The sequence below is a fragment of the Streptacidiphilus jiangxiensis genome, assembly GCF_900109465.1.
GTDB classification, from domain to species: Bacteria; Actinomycetota; Actinomycetes; order Streptomycetales; family Streptomycetaceae; genus Streptacidiphilus; species Streptacidiphilus jiangxiensis.
Window position 1 is genome coordinate 168831 of the sequence record NZ_FOAZ01000013.1, and the last position, 19004, is coordinate 187834.

The following is a 19004-nucleotide window of genomic DNA, read 5'->3' on the forward strand; positions in this document are numbered from 1 at the left end:
CGTTACAGCACCACCCCGGGTCCGTGTCCGAAACCGTCCCGGGCAGGCGCTGTAACGGATCGGCACAGAGAGCGCACTGAGACAGCGTCATCGATCCACGAAGTCATCGGAGGCTTCCCCTTGAACGCCAAGAACGCGCTCGCCTGCGCCGTCGTCACCGTCTGCGCCGTCGGCGTGATCGCCGCCGCCGCGCCCGCCCAGGCCGCCGTCACGCAGGCCGCCACGCAGGCGGCCTCGCACGGGACGCGCACCACCACGGTCTACACCGAGACCAACGCCGTCACCGGCAACGCGGTCCTCGCCTACCGTGCCGACGGGACGCTCGTCGGCAGCTTCGCGACCGGTGGCGCCGGCAACGGCGGCGGCCTCGGGTCGCAGGGCGCGGTCACGGTCGCCGATCACGGCCGCACCCTGTACGCGGTCAACGTCGGCTCCGACACCGTCTCGCAGTTCTCGACAGACCGTCACGGCTCGCTCCACCTGGACGGCACCGCGCCGACCGGTGCCGGGCCCGTCAGCGTCGCGGCCCGCGGCGACCGGGTCTACGTCCTGGGCCGGAGCACGGTGTCCGCCTACCGGCGTCTCGGCGGCCACCTGGTTCCGCTCGGCCGGCAGTCCCTGTCCGCCGGGGCCGCCGGGGCGGCGGAGGTCGCCGTCGTGCCGGACGGCAGGGCGCTGCTGGTCACCGAGAAGGGCTCCAGCACCGTCGACGTGCTGCCGCTGGACTCCCTCGGCGCGCCCGGCCCGGCGTCGTCGGTGCCCTCGGCCGGGCAGACCCCGTTCGGGTTCGCCTTCGGGCGCGGCGGTGCGGCCGTGGTCTCGAACGTCGGTGCCGGCGCGGGCGCCAGCTCGGCCAGTGCGTACCGGTACCACGCGGACGGCACCCTGAGCACCACCGCGACCGCCGTCCCCGACGGGCAGACGGCCGCGTGCTGGGTCGCCGTGGGCCCCGACGGCCGCACCGCCTACGTCGAGAACGCCGGCTCGGGCACCGTCTCCACCTACGCGGTCGGAGCCGACGGCTCGCTGCGCCTGCTCGACGCGACCGCCGCCACACCGGGCGGTCACGTCGGCGACGCCACGGTCTCCGGCGGTGCGCTGTGGATCCTGGACAACAAGGACGGCCGCATCGACGGCGTGCCGCTGGCCGCCGACGGCACGCCCGGCTCGCCGGTGATCACCGTCGCCGGGCTCCCGGCGAGCTCCGCCGGCCTGGCGGCCGTGACGCGTTAGCCCGCACCGTCCACCGTGCCGGACACTCCGAACCCGAGTGCCCGGCACGGTGTCTGACTTCTTACCGAAGCCTTCCGCGGTCACGGGGGCACGGACGGGATGGGTATCGTGCGGTGAGCACTCATGTTCCCCGACCACGAGGAGCCTTCGTGGCACGCGATGTCCCCCTTCCGCCCGACGACGAGCTGGTCGAGCGTCTCCGCGGCGGGGACGAGGCGGCCTTCGGGCTCGTCCTGGACCGCTGGTCGCCGTCCATGCTGCGGCTGGCCCGGTCGTTCGTCTCCACGAACGCCACGGCCGAGGAGGTCGTGCAGGACGCCTGGCTCGCCGTCATCCAGGGCATAGCCCGCTTCGAGGGGCGCGCCTCGCTCAAGACCTGGGTGTTCCGCATCCTGGTCAACACGGCGAAGGCCCGGGGCACCAAGGAGAGCCGCGCCCTGCCGTTCAGCAGCCTGCTCCCCGAGGACGAGTGGCCGGCTGTCGACCCGTCACGTTTCCAGCGCGCAGGCGATCCCCACCCCGGCCACTGGAACCCCGGACAGCAACCGCAACCCTGGATGCTGCCGGAGACCGCCGCACTGAACACCGAGGTCCGCGCCGTCCTCGTCGAAGCCCTGACCGCGCTGCCGGACCGCCACCGCATCGTCGTGACGCTGCGGGACGTCGAGGGCTACAGCTCGGACGAGGTCTGCGACATGCTGAACATCTCACCCGGCAACCAGCGGGTCATCCTGCACCGGGCCCGGGCGGCGGTACGCACCAGGCTCGAGTCCTACTTCACGTCGGCCGCCGCGCAGCACCAGGACGCGCCATGACCTGCTTCGAACTCGCCGAGCTCGTCACCGCGTACCTCGACGGCGCGTTGGACGAGAGATCCGAGACGCTCCTCGTCGTCCACCTGGACGGCTGCCCGGCCTGTCGGACTCTGCTGGACCAGCACCGGCAGACCATCCGCCTCCTCGGGCCGGCAGCACCGACGGCCGCCTCGACCACGACGTTGGCGCCGGCCTACCGGGAGGCCCTGCTGACCGCGTTCCGGGACGCGCCTCGCTGAGAGGACAGGCCCTACCCGCGCCGGAATCCGCGGAAGGCGGCCAGCAGCTGGTCCTTGGCCTGCTCCGACAGGCTGTCGGCGGGGAGCACGCCGAGAGTGTCGATGGTCCGCCGGAACTGCTCCAGATACGCCTCGCATCCGTCGCAGGCGGCGAGGTGCTCGACGAAACGCGCTTCGTCGGCCCCGGGCAGGGCACCGTCGAGGAAGTCCGTGACCAGCTCGACGAACTCGTCGCAGTCCACGCGTTCCCATCCCTTCACTCCGCACGCCCGTGCCACGAGGGTACCCGTCCCCGGCCCGTGCGCCATGTCCGGCGTCGGCTTCGGCCAGGGTGAGGAGCTGGGTGATCACCACTCCTGCGGGACCAATGGCCGAAGCGTCGCGTGGGGCCCGGTCGGCGGATCAGGTTCTCCAAGGTCCATGCCGGGGCGTCGATCTCACCACGCCGGGACGCGTGGAACATCCCCCGACGCGCGCGACCTGGATCTCGTCGACTCCATGCACGAGGCCGTGACGCGCTCGATCCTCACCGATGCGCCGGCCATGACGGAGAACAGCGCCATCACCTCGGCCGTAGCCTTCCGCACCATCATCCCCAGGCTGCCGCAGCTCACGGACGCCGAACGCGGCCTGCTCGACGAATGGTTGGCACGAGCCACCGGCGGATGACGGCCATGGCCCGGACCGACAGCCTTCAGGTGTTGGCCTCGACATGGGGCCAAGGCTGGCGTACCGCCCGGTAGCAGGGCGATGATGTCGCCGTGGACGCTGCCGAATACGCCTTGCAACAGCTCACGACGTGGCCCGACCTGAGCCCCGGGCCGCCGAGCTGCGACGTCGGCCGGGCACTTGTCGCAGGGAGCAACGAGATCGTCCACATCCACTCCGCACGGAGCGCCGACGTACACCTGACCGCGACCGTGATCCGGCGGATGCGTGGGGAACTTGAGCGCTCCCACGAACTTCGCCTACAGGGCGACTCGCCGTGGGTGACCATCCGGATCGAGTCCCCGTCCGGTGCCCGACTGCTGTTCACCCTGACCAGCCTCGCCCTCCATGCCCACGCCCGGCGTGAAGGCGATCCGGTTCCCGCCGCGCCGTGCAGCGCCGCGGCGGGGAGCCCTCCCGCCGCCATGTAGCCCTGTGCCTCAGCCTTCCGCCGAGGGTCCCTGCTCCCGCACCCCCTCGCCAACCGCGGGTGAGGAGCAGGAGCCGGCGGCCATGGTCAACACCTTCGTCCCGGACCTCTGCGTGCCGTGCGGGGCCGCCGGCCGGGCCATGACGCGCTACGCCACCACCGTCGCCGAGGACCGCGCCCGAGGCCGGGAGCTCAAGCCCCGCCCGCCGATGCGCGGCTCTCCCCCGCGGACCGGCCGGCCGTTTCCACGCCTGCCCCCGCGGCCGCGAATGCGTCGAGCCCGGCGCCGATGACGCGGGCCGCTCGCCGGACGTCGGCGCTGACGGCGTCGAGCAGTTCCTCGGGCGTCGGTGCGTGGTCCAAGTGCCTGCGCAGCGCCTGGAACTGGATGGGCCAGAGCCCCAGCAGTGCGGTCGCGGCGATCTGCGGTTCGGGGTCGTCCGGGCTCATCCCGGCGCGGCGGGCCAGGATCCCGGCAGCCGCGGCGGCCTGCCGGTCCATCATGTCGCGCTGATAGGCCCGCAGGGACGGGGTGGATCCGATCAGCATGCCGAAGCGCAGGAACGCCGCCTTGGCCTCGACCGGGTCGTCCTGCGCGCCCAGCCAGGTCGTGATGTCGGCCAGCTCGCGGGAGAGGATCGTCAACGCGGCTTCGACCGGCGACAGCTCCGGGCCGGCCAGGACTGTCTGCAGGGAGTCCAACGTGACCTCGCCCAGGTCGAGGACGAGGGACTCCTTTGTCGGGAAGTAGTTGAACACGGTCTTCTCCGACACCCCGCATGCCGCCGCGATCTCCGCGACCCGAACGGCGTCGAAACCCCGCTCCATGAACATCTCCGTGGCCACGTCGGAGAGCTGGCGCCGCAGAAGCCGCTTCTTGCGCTCCCGCAGCCCCTCGGCCGCGGGAGCCTGGTCGCGCGGATGCAGAGCCGTCCAGTCCACGGTGCGCTTGGTCATCACTGGAGCATAGTCCAGCAGCAGCATTTTTTCTGTTGCTGAATCTTTTTAGTGACTGTAGATTTGTGGAGCGGTAGCACCCCGCGAGCCCGAGGAGCCCTCCATGAGCGCCATCCACATCGTCCGCGACTACCCGCACACTCCGCAGAAGGTCTGGCGCGCGGTCACCGATCCGGAGCTGATCCCGCTGTGGACGGCCACCGGAGCCGGCGCCCGGCCGGAGGGCTTCACCGTCGACGTCGGCACCAGGTTCCGGTTCGTGGCGAAGCCGAAGCCCGGTTGGAGCGGCGTCGTGGTGTGCGAGGTGCTGGAGACGCACGCGCCGTCCCTGCTGCGCTACTCGTGGCAGGACGAGGGCGGCGGCGAGGTCACCGAGGTCGCCTACCGGCTCGAACCACACGGCGGCGGAACGCGGTTCACCTACGACCACACCGGCTTCACCGGCGCCGGGGGCTACGTCATGACCAGAATCCTCGGCGCCGTCCGCACCAGGATGCTCACCAAGGGGCTGCCCGCCGTCCTGGACGACCTCGACGACCAGGGCGTGCTGCGCCCGGAATCCAGCCTGGCCCCCAAGCGGCTCTAGCCCGTGCGCGGCGGCCTCAGCGGCCGAGGGTCCGCGTGGCGTGCGTGCGGAAGGCCGCCAGCAGGCGGTTGCGGTCGCCGACGCGGGTCGCCAGCACGACATGGCTGGCTTCGACTCCCTCGAGGCGGACGGTGGTGAGGTCGGGGCGCAGGGTGTGGCTGGAAACGGAGATGCTCACCGCCTGGCCGCCGGCGACGAGTTCGAACTGGTCCGCGGCGGCGTCGATCAGCGGCCCGTCCGGGGCCGGGCGGCCGTCGGGGCGGGGGTCGATGCGCCAGAACGCGCTGGCCGGCGGGTCGGCGCCGCGCACCCTGGGCACGGGCTCGTCGGCGATGTCGGCCAGGGTGACCGACTCCCGTCCGGCCAGCCGGTGGCCGCGCGGCACCACCAGCACCCGGGGCTCGTCGTAGAGGGCCGTCACCTCAAAACCCTCGGTGGAGAAGGGCAGGCGGGCGATCACCGCGTCCACGCGATGATCCAGCAGGGCCGCCCGCGCCTCGTCCGACGCCAACTGCCGGACGCGCACCTCCGCGTTCGGGTGCGCAGCCCGCAGTTCGCGCACGGCGGGAGTGACGATGATGCCAGGGGTGTGACCGACCGTGATCCGGCCGGGCCGGGCGGCGGACCTCGCGTCGGCGGCGGCTCGGTCGGCGGCGCGCAGCAGCGCGGTGGCCGCCTGCAAGAAGTCCTCGCCGGCCTCGGTGAGGTGGTTGCCCTGGGAGGTGCGCTCCACCAGTCGGACACCGAGCTGCTGCTCCAGGCGCCGGATCCGTCGGCTGAGCGAGGGCTGGGTGGTGTGCAGCGCCTCGGCGGCCCGGCCGAAGTGCCGGTACTCGGCCACGACCGTGAAGCAGTGCGCCAACTGGAGATCGAAGGTGGGAGGTGGGAGCGGCGACGAGTCGGGCACGCCCCCAGCCTAACCCTCGCGACACTGCGGGAGGCTCACCGAGCGACCGCTCGACGACCTCCCGACGGCCGCCCCCGTCAGGCGTGATACGCGGGACGTATCGCCCGCTGCGGAACAATCATTGGACCGGCCGGGGCGCCGGGGAGCAGGCTGGGATCACCGGCCGGGGCGCGGCAGCAAGCCCCTCGAGCCGGTCCTCACCCACGTCCAGCCAAGGAGTGCATCGCCATGCGCGTTTTCGTCACCGGTGCGACCGGCTTCATCGGTTCCGCCGTCACCGCCGGGCTCGTCGACGCCGGACATCAGGTCCTCGGGCTGGCCCGCTCCGACTCCTCGGCCGCCGCCCTGGATGCTGCCGGAACCGAGATCGTGCGCGGCACGATCGAGGACCTCGACGTCCTGCGGACCGCCGCCTCGGCGTCCGACGGCGTCGTCCACCTCGCCTTCCACCACGATCTCGGGCAGCACGAGGAGGCGGCGCGCGCCGAGTTGGCCGCCGTCGAAACCGTCGGGGACGCCCTGGCGGGCACCGGCCGGCCCCTGGTGATCGCATCCGGGGGGCCGGTCGGGACCGAGCAGGACACGCTGCCCGCCTCCGGCAGCCCGCGGGTCGCCGCCGCCCAGGCGGCGCTCGGGCTGGCCGCTCGCGGTGTGCGCTCCTCCGTCGTCCGGCTCGCCCCGACCGTCCATGACGAGGAGACCTGCGGCATGGTCCAGCAGCTGATCGGCGCCGCCCGCCGGACGGGCTTCTCCGGCTACCTCGGCAACGGGGCCAACTGCTGGCCCTCGGTCCACCGGCTCGACGCCGCACGGCTGTTCCGCCTCGCGCTGGAGCAGGCCCCGGCGGGGTCGGTGCTGCACGGCGTCGGCGAGGAGGGTGTCCCGCTGCTGGCGATCGCGGAGGCCGTGGGGCGCCACCTGGACGTCCCCACGAAGGCGGTCGCGCCCGAGGACGCCGTCGCCCACTTCGGCTTCCTGGCCCGCATCCTCGGCAACGACATGACGGCCTCGAACACGTTCACCCGTGAGCTGCTGGGCTGGCAGCCCGTCCACCGCGGCCTGCTGGAGGACCTGGACCAGGGCTGCTACTTCGCCTGAGCGCCACAACACCCGTCACCGCACGACCGGCTGCCCGCCCATCAGTCAGAGTCAGTCCTTCGCGCCACCTGCCGCACCGACGCTGTCGATGTTCTCCTCGACCCAGGCCCGCAGCAGGTTCAGCGGCACGGCGGCGCTCTTGCCCAGCACGGTGAGCGCGTACTCGACGTGCAGCGGCACGGCCGGGTAGACCGTGCGGTCGACCAGGCCGAAGTCCTCCAGTCGGCGCAGCGTCTGGGTCAGCACCTTCGGACTGACCCCCTGCAGCCTGCGCTGCAGCGCGCCGAAGCGTTGCGGGCCCTCCTCCAGCGCGCCCACGGCCAGGGCCGACCACTTGTTGGCCAGCAGGTCGAGCAGGGCCCGGCACGGGCACTGGGCGGCGTAGACGTCGTGGTGCGCGTGCTGGCCGGTCGGGCAGCTGGTCGTCATGGCTGAGCTCCTCGCCTGGATGCTTCCCAACGGGAAGTAGTTCCCCTTGCGGGTAACTACGCCCGCGGACCTAGCGTCATTCCCGTCAGCGCGGAGGCCGCCAACCGAAGTCCTCCGCACTCTGCGATGTCGAGGAATGAGCCATGTCCACTGGGAGTGGGAAGTCGATGCGCGCGGTGGTCCAGGACGCGTTCGGGGGCCCCGAGGTGCTGCACCTCTTGGAGGTGCCCCGGCCGGAGCCGCTGCCGACGGAGGTGCTGGTGCGCGTGCACGCCGCCGGGGTGAACCCCGTGGACTGGAAGACCCGGGCCGGTACCGGCATGGCCGGGGTGCTCGGGCAGCCGCCCTTCGTGCTCGGCTGGGACGTCTCCGGCGTGGTGGAGGCCGTCGGCTTCGGCGTCACCACGCTGAAGGTCGGCGACGAGGTCTACGGGATGCCGTGGTTCCCGCGCGCCGCGGGCGGCTACGCCGAGTACGTCACCGCACCCGCGCGGCAGTTCGCCCGCAAGCCGGCCACCGTCGACCATGTGCACGCCGCCGCCGTGCCGCTGGCGGCGCTGACGGCCTGGCAGGCCGTGGTCGACACCGCCCACGTGCAGCCGGGCCAGCGCGTCCTGGTCACCGCCGCCGCAGGCGGAGTGGGCCACTTCGCCGTCCAGTTCGCCCGCCACCTGGGCGCGCACGTCATCGCGACCGCAAGCGCCGCCCGCCACCCCTGGCTCAAGGAGCTCGGCGCCGACGAGACCGTCGACTACACCACCACCCGCTTCGAGGAGGTCACCTCGGACGTCGACGTCGTCATCGACCTGGTCGGCGACGACCACGACCGCACCAGTACCCGGTCACTGAAGGTCCTGCGCCCCGGCGGCCTGCTCGTCGCGATCCCCGCAGGCGTCTCCCCCGAACTGGCCGAGGCCGCCGAGACGGCCGGCGTCCGGGTCACCCCGTTCCTGGTGGAACCGGACGGTGCCGCGCTGACCACCATCGCGGCACTGATCGACGCCGGCGCGGTGACCGTCGAGGTGGAGGAGGTCTTCCCGCTGGAGCGCGCCGGCACGGCGCACGCCCGCGGCGAGGCCGGCCGCACTCGCGGCAAGCTCGTCCTGACCACCGCCAACTGACCTTCATCTGCCGCTGTTTGGAGAACCGCCATGCGGTGACGCAGCAGCGCGGCCCCGGCCGGGAAAGCCTCCCCGCCGGGCCGCGGCATCCACGTCGATCGCGCCTCAGGCGTCGCCACGCACCGCCCCGAGGCACTGGTCGTACAGCTCGGCCAGGTCGAGCCGCCCTCCGCTCTGGGCCCACAGCTCCGTCGCCGCGTCCACGCAGGCGAAGACTGTGGCGACGATCGCCTTCGCGCGCGGATCGGGCGTCGCGCCGACGCCGCCGCCCAGCCGGACCTGGACGACCGGCACGAGGTCGGCCTGCCAGCGCAACCGCTTCTCGATGTAGCGGGCGTGCAGCGAGGGAGTCGCGAAGATCAGGCGGGAGAGCTCCAGGACCCGTTCCGGCGTGTGGTTGGCGGTCAGGACGAGCTCGAAGCCGGCGCGCAGGGCGTCCCAGGGTGACAGCTCGGCCGGTTGCTGCTCGACGGTCCGCTTCAGCAGTGCGCCCAGCGCCTCCTGGTCCCCGCAGACCAGGTCCTCCTTGGTCCCGAAGTAGCGGAACAGGGAGCGCTGGGAGATCCCCGCCTCCCGCGCGATCTGCGCGATCGTCGTCTGCTCGTACCCCTGCTCGACGAAGAGCCGCACCGCCGTGTCCAGGATCTGCTCGACGGCGACCTGTCGCGATCGGTCCCACAAGGTCGTCATGGAAAGCCACCCTACCTCCCCTCTGGACAGTCGCCGCCTACTTGGCATTAACTGCCAGAAAAGCAGTGACTGCACTCACCCATGGAGCAGGGAGCGTCATGACAGCCGTCGACTACCGCGGACAGACCACACTGATCACCGGCGCCAGCGCGGGGCTGGGGGCCGAGTTCGCCCGTCGGCTCGCCGCCCGCGGCTCGGATCTGGTCCTGGTCGCCCGCCGTCGGGAACGCCTGGAGGAACTGGCCGCCGAGCTGCGCGCGCGCCACCGCGTCCGGGTGCACGTGGTGCCGATGGACCTGTCCGCCGCGAACCCGGGGCAGGCGCTGGCCGAGCGACTGGACGCGTTGGGTCTGCACGTCACGAGCGTGGTCAACAACGCGGGCTTCGCCAGCTTCGGCCCCTTCCACCAGGCGGATCCGGACCGGATGCGCCGTGAGATCGCCGTGGACGTGACCGCCGTGGCCGACATCAGCCGGGCCTTCATCGGACAGTTGCGTACCGCGGGTCGCGGCGTACTGGTCAACGTCGCGAGCCTGGCGGCCTACCAGCCCAATCCGCGCATGGCCCTCTACGGCGCGACCAAGGCGTTCGTGCTGAGTCTCACCGAGGCCCTGTGGGAGGAGTCGCGCGGCACCGGCCTGCGCGTGCTCGCGTTGTCACCGGGTGCGACCCGGACCGAGTTCTTCGACGTCGTCGGCACCGACCAGGCCGCCGGTGGCACCCGGCTCGCCTCTCCCGACGACGTGGTGCGCACGGCCCTGGCCGCCCTGGACCGCAGGAACCCGCCGCCCAGCGTCATCGCCGGGCGGGCGAACCGCGTGATGGCCACGCTCTCCCGTCTGGCCCCGCGACGGCAGGTCATCCGGGCCATCGGCCGGCTCACCGCCGAGGGGGTGTGACGACGGGTGCGACCGCGGTGGTCCGGGGCGGGGCGGCGCGGTCGGCATCGGCTCGACAGCGCCGGCGCCCACAGCGCCGTCCCCTGCGGTGACGTGCCTCAGGGGCGGTGGCGGAAGCCGTCCATCAGGAGGTCGAGCAGCCGGGCCATCCGGGCCCGGTGCTCCGGGGTGGTGGCGGCCAGGGAGAGGCCGCTCAGGCTGAACAGCACGTCCTCGGGCTCCAGGTCGGGGCGGATCACGTCCGCGGCGATCCCGGCCCACAGCAGGTCGCCGATCGCGGCGGTCAGCATCGCCCGGCTGTGCGAGAAGGGATCTCCCCCGGAGGCGACGAGCGCGCGGAGCGCGTCGGACATCCCGCGCTTGGTCGACATGTAGGCGACAAAGCCGTCCATCCAGGCACGCAACGCGGCGTCAGGCGCCATGCGGTCCAGCAGCTCCGCGGCGGAGTCGCAGAGTTTCGCGAGCTCGCTGCGGTAGGCCGCATCCACGAGCTCCTCTCGGGTGGCGAAGTGGCGGTACAGGGTGCCGATCCCGACCCCGGCCTCCTTGGCGACGGCCTCCAAGGTCACCTCAGGCCCATCCTGGCCGAAGGCCCGCGCGGCGACCTCGATCAGTCGCTCGCGGTTGCGGCGCGCGTCGGCGCGCAGCGGGCGGGGCTGGGAAGTGGTCACGTCGGCTCTCCTGGGTTGCAAGCGGAGGCTCCTCCGTTTAGTCTCGAGCTATACGGAGGGTCCTCCGGTTCACTCTACCGGGCCACACCCGCGCCGCGACCCCGCCGCACCCGCACACCCCCGCCCCCAGGCACCCCTGCCCGAAGGGCACGCAGCCAGACGGGAACCAGCATGAACGGCACCACTCCCCCTGCCCGCCTCACCACCCCCTTCGGCGCCGAGTCGACCGCCGCCGAGGTCGTCGCCGGCGTCGACCTGACCGGTCGCCGCGTCGTCGTCACCGGTGGCGCCTCCGGTATCGGCGTCGAGACCGCCCGCGCGCTGGCCTCCGCCGGAGCGGAGCTCACCCTCGCAGTCCGCGACCTCGCCGCGGGGGCGCGCACCGCGGCCGACATCACCGCGACGACGGGCGCCAAGCAGGTGCACGTCGCGCACCTGGACCTGGCGGACCAGTCCTCCGTCGCGGACTTCGTCACCGCCTGGGACGGACCGCTCGACATCCTGGTCAACAACGCCGGGGTCATGGCCTCGCCCGAGCTGCGCACCCCCGAGGGCTGGGAGCTCCAGTTCGCCACCAACCACCTCGGCCACTTCGCGCTGACCACCGGCCTGCACGAGGCGCTGGCACGGAGCGGCGCCGCCCGCGTCGTGGCGGTCAGCTCCAGCGCCCACCACCGCTCGCCGGTCGTCTTCGAGGACATCCACTTCCGCGAGCGCCCCTACGAGCCCTGGTCCGCCTACGGTCAGTCCAAGACCGCCAACGTCCTGTTCGCCGTGGAGGCGGCCGAGCGCTGGGCGCGGGACGGCATCTCCGTCAACGCGCTGATGCCCGGCGGGATCCGCACCAACCTCCAGCGCTACGTCTCCGACGAGGAGCTGGCCCGGCTGCGCGCGCAGGCCGCGGGGGGCACGGAGCTTCGGTGGAAGTCGCCGGAGGAGGGCGCGGCGACCTCGGTACTGCTGGCCGCGTCACCGCTGGTGGCGGGCGTCAGCGGCCGCTACTTCGAGGACTGCAACGAGGCTGTCAGGGGCGTGCTCGGCGCACGCACGGGCGTGGCCGAGTACGCTCTCGATCCGGAGGCCGCCGCAAGGCTCTGGCAGGTGTCCGAGGACACCCTGGCGACGCGGGACTGATCCCGACAACGTGGGATCGACGCGGCAGTCGATCAACGGGAGCCGGCCCAGCGAGACCACGCCGAGCAGCAACAGTACTGCCGCCAGGACCATCGCCGGCGTCACCGTGGTGTGCTGTGCGAACTGGCCCCACCACAGCGAGCCGAGCGCGCTGCCGCCCTGGAAGACCAGCAGGTAGAAGCCGACGGCCCGCGCGCACCCGGCCCGGCAAAGGGCGGTGGCCTCCCCTCGGGGAGGCCACCGCCCTTTGGCGTGGGACGCGGTTCAGCCCCGGTAGGTCTCCAGGAGGCGCAGCCAAACCTCGCTGATGGTCGGAAAGGCAGGGGCGGCGTGCCACGTCTAGCGCTGCAGCCAGCCCGAGGCCCACAGGTGGTCCGGGGACATCTCCGCACGGAAGACCGGGGCCGAGCGGTGGGCGAACTCTGCGAAGGTGGTGGGCCGGAGGCCGAAGCGGTCGAAGGCCGCGGTGTCGACGTCGGACTCGGGTCCGCCCTCGCGCCGGACGCGGAACAGGTCGTCGAGGTCGTCGGCGGAGCGTCGCGGGATTCCGGCGGCGAGGAGCCTGCGGTGCTTCTCCTCGGGCGCCAGGTCGACGTAGCGGATCGGTCGCCCGATGACCTCGGAGAGGATCGCGCAGACCTCGGTCATCGACAGCGCCTCGGGTCCCGTGAACGGGAGGAGGTCGGCCTCGCCGTCCACGGACTCGGGCACGGTCGCAGTCGCAGTCGCAGTCGCAGTCGCCGCGGCGAAAGCGATCCGGGCGACGTCCTCGGTGTCCACCGGCGCCATCCGCGTGTCGCCCAGCGGCTGGGCGAAGCTGCCGTCGGCCAGCAGGGTGGGCACCTCGCGGTAGTAGACCTGCATGAACTGGCTCGGCCGCAGCACGGTCGCGCGCACCCGCGCCGCCAGCAGGTGCTGCTCCACCTGCGCGTGGTAGCGCCCGAACCGGAACGCGGAGTCCGGATCAGCGCCGAGGCCGGAGACTTTGACGATGTGTCGCACGCCCGCCGCGACGGCCGCGTCGATCAGGTTGCCCTGGGCCTCGACCATCGCGTCGTCCCCGCTGGAGATCAGCACGACCGTCTCGACGCCGTCCAGCGCGGGGGCGAGGGTCGCGGGAACGAGCAGGTCCGCGCGGACGGTGTCGACGCCCGCCGCGTCGCGTTCGGCGCGGCGCTTGTCCGGGTCACGGACCAGCGCGCGGGCGGGTCGGGCCTGGCGGCCGAACTCGCGCACCACGGCCGAGCCCGTCAGGCCGGTCGCTCCGGTGATGAGGATCATCTCTTGCTCCCTGGTGGTTGCCACTGCGGACCGCTCGGTGCGGTCCTACGTACGGTGCAGACGAAGCAGGGGCGCGGAACTGACCGCTTCGGGCGGAAATACCTCGCGGACGGTCGCGGTTGTCGCTCAGGTGAGGTCCACCACCCAGGCGACATCCGCAGATGTTGTGACCACCCTCGGCCAGGGGACGCCCGCCGCCCAGGGAACGCAGTCAGTCGGGCTCGGGGTCCCGGCCGGGGGCTGGGACGCGCTCCACGCCCGCCACCAGCATGAGCTGCTCGGCTACTGCTACCGCATGCTCGGTTCCCCCTTCGACGCCGAGGAGGCCGTGCAGGAGACGTGGCTGCGCGCCTGGCGGGGCCGTGGGGAGTTCGCCGGGCGCGCCTCGGTGCGGGTGTGGCTGTTCAGGATCGCCACCAACGTCTGCCTGGACCTGCTACGGCAGCGGCCACGGCGCGAGCGGCCCGTCGACGTCACCGCGGCCGGGGACCCGCTGTCCCCGCGCGGCGCCGCCGAGGAGGAGCGCTGGCTGCTGCCCGCGCCCGACCGGTGGCTGCTGCCCGCCGACCCGGACCCCGCCCACGCCGCCGTCCTGCGCGAGTCGGTCCGGCTCGCCTTCGTCGCCGCCCTGCACCGGCTCCCCCCGACGCAGCGCGCCACGCTGCTGGCCCGCGACATCCTGCGCCTGTCCGCCCAGGAGACCGCAGCGCTGCTGGAGGTGACCGTCCCCGCCGCCAACGGCCTGCTGCGCCGCGCCCGTCACAGCCTGGCCGCCACCGCCCCGACCGACGCCGAAGGCAACAGCGACGGTGACGGCGACGGGGGTCCCCGGCGGGACGAGCTCAGCGAACTGAGCAAGCGTCAGCGAGCCCTGTTGGACCGCTACATCACCGCCTTCGAGCGCCACGACATCCCCGCCCTCCTGGCGTTGCTCCACGACGACGCGACGCTCTCCATGCCGCCGCACGCGCTGTGGCTTGCCGGGCGCGCCGACATCGGGCGGTGGTTCCTCCGCGACCCCAACCCCTGCCTCGGCTCCCGGGCCCTGCCGATCCGGGCCAACGGCACGCCCGGCCTCGCCATCCTTCACCACGACGGCCAGGGCCCGGCGGGGTGGCGGCCTTTCGCCGTGCAGCTCCTCACCGTGCGCGAGGACCGGATCGCCGCGCTCGACACCTTCCTGGACCCGCGCCTGGTCGCACTGCTCACCTCGGAGGCCGGGGCGCCGGACAGACTGCCCTGGTAGCGCGGCTCGGCGGCCGCCGCACCACCCCCGGACACAACACCACGCACAACCCGAGTTCCACCACGCGGAGTTGCCGCAGCGTCCCCACCTTCCCGCGAAGGTGGGGACGCGGGCGGCGGGCGTCCCTTCAGCCTTTCAGAGTGGGGATGATGTGCCGGCCGTAGGCGTCGATGGTCGACTCGACGGCGTCGTGCATGGCGTAGATGGCGAACTGGTCCACGCCCAGGGAGCGCAGGTGTTCCAACTTCTCCCGGTGGGCGGAGACTGGGCCGATCAGGCAGAAGCGGTCGACGATCTCGTCCGGGACGAAGGCGGTGTCCGGGTTGCCGGCGCGGCCGTGGTGGGAGTAGTCGTAGCCTTGGCGCTCCTTGATGTAGTCGGTCAGCGTGTCCGGGACCAGGCCGCTGTGTTCGCCGTAGCGGGAGACGAGGTCGGCGACGTGGTTGCCGACCATGCCGCCGAACCAGCGGCACTGCTCCCGCGCGTGGGCCAGCTGCTCGTCGCTGCCGTCCGTCACGTAGGCGGGCGCGGCGATGCAGACCGTGACGGACGCCGGGTCGCGGCCCGCCTCCTCCGCCGCGCGGCGGACGGCCTTGACCATCCACTCCGTCAGGAACGGGTCGGCGAGCTGGAGGATGAAGCCGTCGGCCTGGCGGCCGGTCAGCTCCAGGGCCTTCGGCCCGTAGGCGCCCATCCAGATCGGCAGCTTCGGCTCACCCGTGATCCACGGGATGCGCATCGCCGTGCCGTCGACCTCGGCCTCCCGCCCCTCCGCCAGCTCCTTGATGACGTGCATCGCGTGCGAGAGCCGCTCCAACGTCGCCGGCTTGCGGCCCGCGACGCGCTGCGCGCTGTCGCCGCGACCGATGCCGCACACCGTGCGGGCGCCGAACATGTCGTTCAGCGTCGCGAAGAGGGAGGCGGTGACCTCCCAGGTACGGGTGACCGGGTTGGTGACCATCGGGCCCACGGTCAACCGCTCGGTCTGCGCGAGGATCTGGCTGTAGATCACGAACGGCTCCTGCCACAGCACGCAGGAGTCGAACGTCCAGCCGTGGGTGAACCCGGCCTGCTCGGCGCGGATCATCCGCTCCACCAGCAGCTTCGCGGGCGGATCGGTCTGGAGGACGAGGCCGATATCCATCACAGGCGCCTTTCGGACGTGCGGAGTCTTGGTGGGGTCCGGCTCGGAGCACGCGAGGCTCCGAGCCGGTAAGGCTCAGATCAGATACTGGCTCGTGGCACGCGGCACGAAGGTGCCGTGGCCGGCGTGGCCGAGGTACTCGCCGCGGTCGACGACCACGGCGCCGCGCGAGAGCACCGTCCGCGCCCGGCCGGAGACCTGGCGGCCCTCGTAGGCGGAGTAGTCGACGTTCATGTGGTGCGTCCGGGCCGACATCGTGTAGCGGTCGTGCGGGTCGTAGACGACGACGTCCGCGTCCGCGCCGGGCGCGATCGTGCCCTTGCGCGGGTACAGCCCGAACATCCGCGCCGGAGTCGCGCACGCCAGCTCGATCCACCGCCGCCGCGAGATGTGCCCGTCCAGGACCGCCTGGTGCAGCAGATCCATCCGGTTCTCCACGCCCGGCAGGCCGTTCGGGATCTTCGAGAAGTCCCCGCGCCCCAGCTCCTTCTGCCCGACGAAGCAGAACGGACAGTGGTCCGTCGAGACCACCGACAGGTCGTTGGTCCGCAGCCCCCGCCACAGCGCCGCCTGGTGCTCCTTCGGCCGCAACGGCGTCGAGCACACGTACTTCGCACCCTCGAAGTCCGGCTCCGCGAGGTTGTCCGTCGACAGGAACAGGTACTGCGGGCACGTCTCCCCGAACACGTTCAGCCCGAGGTCGCGCGCCTGCGCGATCTCCGCGACGGCCTGCTCCGCCGACACGTGGACGACGTACAGCGGCGCACCCGCCACCCGCGCGAGCTGGATCGCCCGGTGCGTCGCCTCCGCCTCCAGCAGCTCACGGCGTACCTCACCGTGATAGCGCGGATCGGTGTGCCCGGCCGCCAACGCCTGCTCGACCAGCACGTCGATCGCGATGCCGTTCTCCGCGTGCATCATGATCAGCCCGCCGTTGCCGGCCGAGCGCTGCATCGCCCGCAGGATGCGGCCGTCGTCGCTGTAGAAGACGCCCGGGTAGGCCATGAACAGCTTGAAAATGATCTCTCTGCGCCCTCTCCAGTCACATTGGACTCACCGTCACCAGCCGTGCGGGGCAGGCTGCTCAGGCGGGGGTCGAAGCTGGCGGTGATGTGGAGATCCGGCAGCAGGTACGTTGGCGGCACCGGGGTGCCGTCATAGGGGCCGAGCGCACGGACCGCCTGCTCCCACGCCCCGGACTTCAGCTGCATCAGAGCGCGCTGATACACCGTGTGATGGCGGTGTCCCCCCGTGACGGTGCCAGGCAGGTCCTTCCACGCCAAGCCGGTGCGCGCCTTGTACAGCGAGGCCTCGAATGCCATGCGCGGAGGCACGATCTTCGGCCCCGCCCGCAGGACCGGGAAGAGCCCCGCGACCCGCTCCCACTCCCCGTCAGTCAGCGCGGGCGGAACCAGCTCCCCGTGGTCTTCGAACCACATCTCAAACAGGCAACCGTCCCGGCGCAACGACCCCGGGACATCGCTGGTCACCTCCACTTCGACGTCGAGGAGGCCCAGGAGGTCCTGCCGCTTCTCGACCGGCATGTCCGCGAGGCGTTCCTCCGTGTGCAGGGCAAGCTCCAGCACCTCCTGCGCGCGCTCCTCCTGCGCCTCGGCCTCAGCCAGCCACTCCACGGTCTCCTCGCGCATCCGCCGCAGTCGGGCCTCCTTGTCCTTCAGCTCCGCCTTGAGCTCCTCTATCGCCTCCTGGATCTCGATTTCGGTGTCCGTGTCGTCGTTCCCGCCGCCGGACATGGCGGCGGCGAGGGCCACCAGCTTGGTCTTGCGCATCCGACGGTGCTGCTCAAGCTGCGCATCCAGTTCCGCGATTCGCTCCCGGTAGGCGCGGGCGCGCTCGGGGACGTCTCCGATCCACTCCTGCGCCAGAGCCCGGAGCTTTTCGCGATCCCCGAGGACCTTGACCATTTCGCCCCACACCACGGCTTCCAGCGGCTCGGCCAGGATCTCCTGGCAGTCACAGGCCGGCTGGGCCCGGTGGCCGCTGCACCGGTAGGTGGTGCGGTCGCGCGTCGAGCGGTGGGTGCCGATGTAGTGGTGGCCGCACCGCGCCTTCAACCGCCCCGACAGCAGGTAGCCTCGCTCCGCCGGCTTCACGAACGAGCGCCGGGCCAGCGCCTGACGTACCGCCGCTACCCTGTCCGCCGGAAGCGGTGTGGGAACAGGGATCCGAACCGTCTCCCCATACAAGGGGAGCCCGTCGTCGCCCTTGCGGACCGAAGCCCCGCGGGGATGCTCGGTGTTGCGGTAGACGATGTAGCCGTCCAAAGCTGTCTGCTGGAACGTCCGGATCAGATTCGCGCCCGTCCACGGCAAGCCCCGCGTGGTCCTATAGCCGAGCAGATTCAGGCGTCGGGCGGCATCCTCTGCGTGCCGGCGCTCGTCCGCCATCAGGCCCGCCGCAGCTTCGAGCAGCCTGACCCCGGCCTCCCGCAAGATGGGCGGGTCGTTGGAGCCTTTGCCCGGGAGCTGCAGCCAGAACGGGGCCACTCCCCCTGGCCAGCCGCCCGCCGTCAGCTTCTTCTCCCGCCCGCCCATGGTCCGGTCCAAGATCATGGCGTGCTCGAGTTCGGCCATGTACGCGAGCAGGCTCAGCAGGATCCCGAACATGTCGTCGTCGCTGTCGATACGCCCATCAGCCGTAGCGACGCGAACACCGAGATCGGTCGTGTCGTACACCCACCGGTGGATGTCCTTCATCGTGCGACCAATACGGTCCAGCTTCCCGAACACCACCAGGTCGAAGCGCCGCTCTCGGATCGCGGTGTTCAATGCATCCAGATCCGGGCGTTGCGCGAGCTTCCCCGATACCCCGCCATCCGTGAACACCTCATAGGCATACCTGCCCTGGCCCAGCCGGTAGTCCAGCCAGGCCAGACTCTCCTCCAGCTGGACCTGCAACCCGTAGCCCTTGAGCTGCTTCACCGTCGAGACACGCAGATAGACCGCCACCCGGGCCGAGCCAGCAGCATCACGCACCAGGCTTCGGGACTGTGCTCGCCGACGCACCCCATCCTCCCTTCCCGCAGGCTGGGCCAGGTCGCCGCACGCGACCCGCGAAGATCAACTCTGCGACCGCACACTACCCAGCACGCCGGAGCAAGTCACTACACGAACCACCGGCGGATCCCGAACTCTCCCCACCCACACCTCCGAAGAGAATCGCCGCAAGCCGACGACGCTCCTGGTCCGTGAAGACACGCGGCCTCCACTCCAGGAGGACCAGCGACCGCACCGCACCCACATCCGACGGGCACTCCCCGAGTTCCCGGTGCATGGAGCCTCCCTCGTGAGCGCGAGGACGATCTGACGCCCACTCTCGATGAAAGAGGCGTCCAGGTCGGCTCTTTCATCCTGCTTCGTCATGATGGAGTGTGAACCGTTCCGGGTTGTCCGGAG

The 19004-nt window shown here is 71.9% G+C and carries 20 protein-coding genes and 2 pseudogenes; 11 read left to right on the forward strand and 11 right to left on the reverse strand.

What is annotated here, in order from left to right:
- Positions 1-120: 120 nt before the first annotated feature.
- The 3 genes from BMY61_RS24485 to BMY61_RS24495 all read left to right on the forward strand — a co-directional run bounded on the left by BMY61_RS24485 (position 121) and on the right by BMY61_RS24495 (position 2287).
- Positions 121-1233: a beta-propeller fold lactonase family protein gene (locus tag BMY61_RS24485; RefSeq protein WP_052438462.1), complete on the forward strand. Its 1113-nt coding sequence runs from the start codon at positions 121-123 to the stop codon at positions 1231-1233.
- Between the two features lie 149 nt (positions 1234-1382).
- Positions 1383-2048 carry an RNA polymerase sigma factor gene (locus BMY61_RS24490; protein ID WP_082014837.1) on the forward strand — a complete coding sequence of 222 codons (666 nt, stop codon included), beginning with the start codon at positions 1383-1385 and terminating at the stop codon, positions 2046-2048.
- Positions 2045-2287, forward strand: a complete 243-nt coding sequence (locus BMY61_RS24495) for an anti-sigma factor family protein (RefSeq protein ID WP_042444253.1) — start codon at positions 2045-2047, stop codon at positions 2285-2287. The genes BMY61_RS24490 and BMY61_RS24495 overlap by 4 nt, the downstream gene beginning before the upstream one ends.
- Before the next feature lie 11 nt (positions 2288-2298).
- On the opposite strand, the gene BMY61_RS24500 is transcribed toward BMY61_RS24495, so the two are convergent.
- On the reverse strand, positions 2299-2529 hold the full coding sequence (locus BMY61_RS24500) for an anti-sigma factor family protein (protein WP_042444254.1): 231 nt from the start codon (positions 2527-2529) through the stop codon (positions 2299-2301).
- A 256-nt stretch (positions 2530-2785) separates the two neighbouring features.
- Here BMY61_RS24500 and BMY61_RS45195 point away from each other — a divergent pair, with 256 nt between their 5' ends.
- Positions 2786-2956, forward strand: a complete 171-nt coding sequence (locus tag BMY61_RS45195) for a questin oxidase family protein (protein WP_143094499.1) — start codon at positions 2786-2788, stop codon at positions 2954-2956.
- 92 nt (positions 2957-3048) lie between these two features.
- Positions 3049-3426, forward strand: coding sequence for a luciferase domain-containing protein (locus BMY61_RS24505; protein ID WP_042444260.1), 378 nt, complete (start codon positions 3049-3051; stop codon positions 3424-3426).
- 191 nt (positions 3427-3617) lie between these two features.
- On the opposite strand, the gene BMY61_RS24510 is transcribed toward BMY61_RS24505, so the two are convergent.
- A complete protein-coding gene (locus BMY61_RS24510) occupies positions 3618-4382 on the reverse strand; it encodes a TetR family transcriptional regulator (protein WP_042444262.1) in 765 nt (254 codons plus the stop codon).
- Between the two features lie 103 nt (positions 4383-4485).
- Here BMY61_RS24510 and BMY61_RS24515 point away from each other — a divergent pair, with 103 nt between their 5' ends.
- Positions 4486-4968, forward strand: coding sequence for an SRPBCC family protein (locus tag BMY61_RS24515; protein ID WP_042444263.1), 483 nt, complete (start codon positions 4486-4488; stop codon positions 4966-4968).
- A 16-nt stretch (positions 4969-4984) separates the two neighbouring features.
- On the opposite strand, the gene BMY61_RS24520 is transcribed toward BMY61_RS24515, so the two are convergent.
- Positions 4985-5875, reverse strand: a complete 891-nt coding sequence (locus tag BMY61_RS24520) for a LysR family transcriptional regulator (protein ID WP_042444265.1) — start codon at positions 5873-5875, stop codon at positions 4985-4987.
- A gap of 228 nt (positions 5876-6103) precedes the next feature.
- On the opposite strand from BMY61_RS24520, the gene BMY61_RS24525 reads away from it, so the two are divergent.
- A complete protein-coding gene (locus BMY61_RS24525; RefSeq protein ID WP_042444267.1) occupies positions 6104-6973 on the forward strand; it encodes an SDR family oxidoreductase in 870 nt (289 codons plus the stop codon).
- 51 nt (positions 6974-7024) lie between these two features.
- Here BMY61_RS24525 and BMY61_RS24530 read toward each other — a convergent pair whose 3' ends face one another.
- A complete protein-coding gene (locus BMY61_RS24530) occupies positions 7025-7402 on the reverse strand; it encodes a winged helix-turn-helix transcriptional regulator (RefSeq protein ID WP_042444270.1) in 378 nt (125 codons plus the stop codon).
- Between the two features lie 143 nt (positions 7403-7545).
- Here BMY61_RS24530 and BMY61_RS24535 point away from each other — a divergent pair, with 143 nt between their 5' ends.
- On the forward strand, positions 7546-8523 hold the full coding sequence (locus BMY61_RS24535) for an NADP-dependent oxidoreductase (RefSeq protein WP_236655913.1): 978 nt from the start codon (positions 7546-7548) through the stop codon (positions 8521-8523).
- Positions 8524-8628: 105 nt separating this feature from the next.
- Here the strand turns inward: BMY61_RS24535 and BMY61_RS24540 are convergent, their stop codons facing one another.
- Positions 8629-9213 (reverse strand): TetR/AcrR family transcriptional regulator, encoded by a 585-nt coding sequence (locus tag BMY61_RS24540; RefSeq protein WP_042444275.1) that lies wholly within the window; start codon positions 9211-9213, stop codon positions 8629-8631.
- 98 nt (positions 9214-9311) lie between these two features.
- Here BMY61_RS24540 and BMY61_RS24545 point away from each other — a divergent pair, with 98 nt between their 5' ends.
- Positions 9312-10112 carry an SDR family NAD(P)-dependent oxidoreductase gene (locus BMY61_RS24545; RefSeq protein WP_042444277.1) on the forward strand — a complete coding sequence of 267 codons (801 nt, stop codon included), beginning with the start codon at positions 9312-9314 and terminating at the stop codon, positions 10110-10112.
- 98 nt (positions 10113-10210) lie between these two features.
- Here the strand turns inward: BMY61_RS24545 and BMY61_RS24550 are convergent, their stop codons facing one another.
- Complete coding sequence (locus BMY61_RS24550) at positions 10211-10783, reverse strand: TetR/AcrR family transcriptional regulator (protein WP_042444279.1); 573 nt, start codon at positions 10781-10783, stop codon at positions 10211-10213.
- Positions 10784-10954: 171 nt separating this feature from the next.
- Here BMY61_RS24550 and BMY61_RS24555 point away from each other — a divergent pair, with 171 nt between their 5' ends.
- Positions 10955-11917: an SDR family NAD(P)-dependent oxidoreductase gene (locus BMY61_RS24555; protein WP_042444281.1), complete on the forward strand. Its 963-nt coding sequence runs from the start codon at positions 10955-10957 to the stop codon at positions 11915-11917.
- A gap of 42 nt (positions 11918-11959) precedes the next feature.
- On the opposite strand, the pseudogene BMY61_RS48825 reads toward BMY61_RS24555, so the two are convergent.
- A pseudogene (locus BMY61_RS48825) lies at positions 11960-12100 on the reverse strand (MFS transporter); the annotation flags it as partial.
- A gap of 156 nt (positions 12101-12256) precedes the next feature.
- Entirely contained in the window at positions 12257-13198 is a 942-nt protein-coding gene (locus BMY61_RS24565; protein ID WP_042444283.1) for an NmrA family NAD(P)-binding protein, read from the reverse strand.
- A 166-nt stretch (positions 13199-13364) separates the two neighbouring features.
- On the opposite strand from BMY61_RS24565, the gene BMY61_RS24570 reads away from it, so the two are divergent.
- Positions 13365-14444, forward strand: a complete 1080-nt coding sequence (locus BMY61_RS24570; protein WP_052438463.1) for an RNA polymerase subunit sigma-70 — start codon at positions 13365-13367, stop codon at positions 14442-14444.
- Positions 14445-14571: 127 nt separating this feature from the next.
- Here the strand turns inward: BMY61_RS24570 and BMY61_RS24575 are convergent, their stop codons facing one another.
- The 3 genes and pseudogenes from BMY61_RS24575 to BMY61_RS24585 all read right to left on the reverse strand — a co-directional run bounded on the left by BMY61_RS24575 (position 14572) and on the right by BMY61_RS24585 (position 18614).
- On the reverse strand, positions 14572-15588 hold the full coding sequence (locus BMY61_RS24575; RefSeq protein WP_042444286.1) for a TIGR03842 family LLM class F420-dependent oxidoreductase: 1017 nt from the start codon (positions 15586-15588) through the stop codon (positions 14572-14574).
- Positions 15589-15663: 75 nt separating this feature from the next.
- A pseudogene (locus tag BMY61_RS24580) lies at positions 15664-16605 on the reverse strand (amidohydrolase family protein); the annotation flags it as partial.
- Positions 16512-18614: a recombinase family protein gene (locus BMY61_RS24585; RefSeq protein WP_082014839.1), complete on the reverse strand. Its 2103-nt coding sequence runs from the start codon at positions 18612-18614 to the stop codon at positions 16512-16514. The pseudogene BMY61_RS24580 and the gene BMY61_RS24585, both read right to left, overlap by 94 nt.
- Positions 18615-19004: the final 390 nt, after the last annotated feature.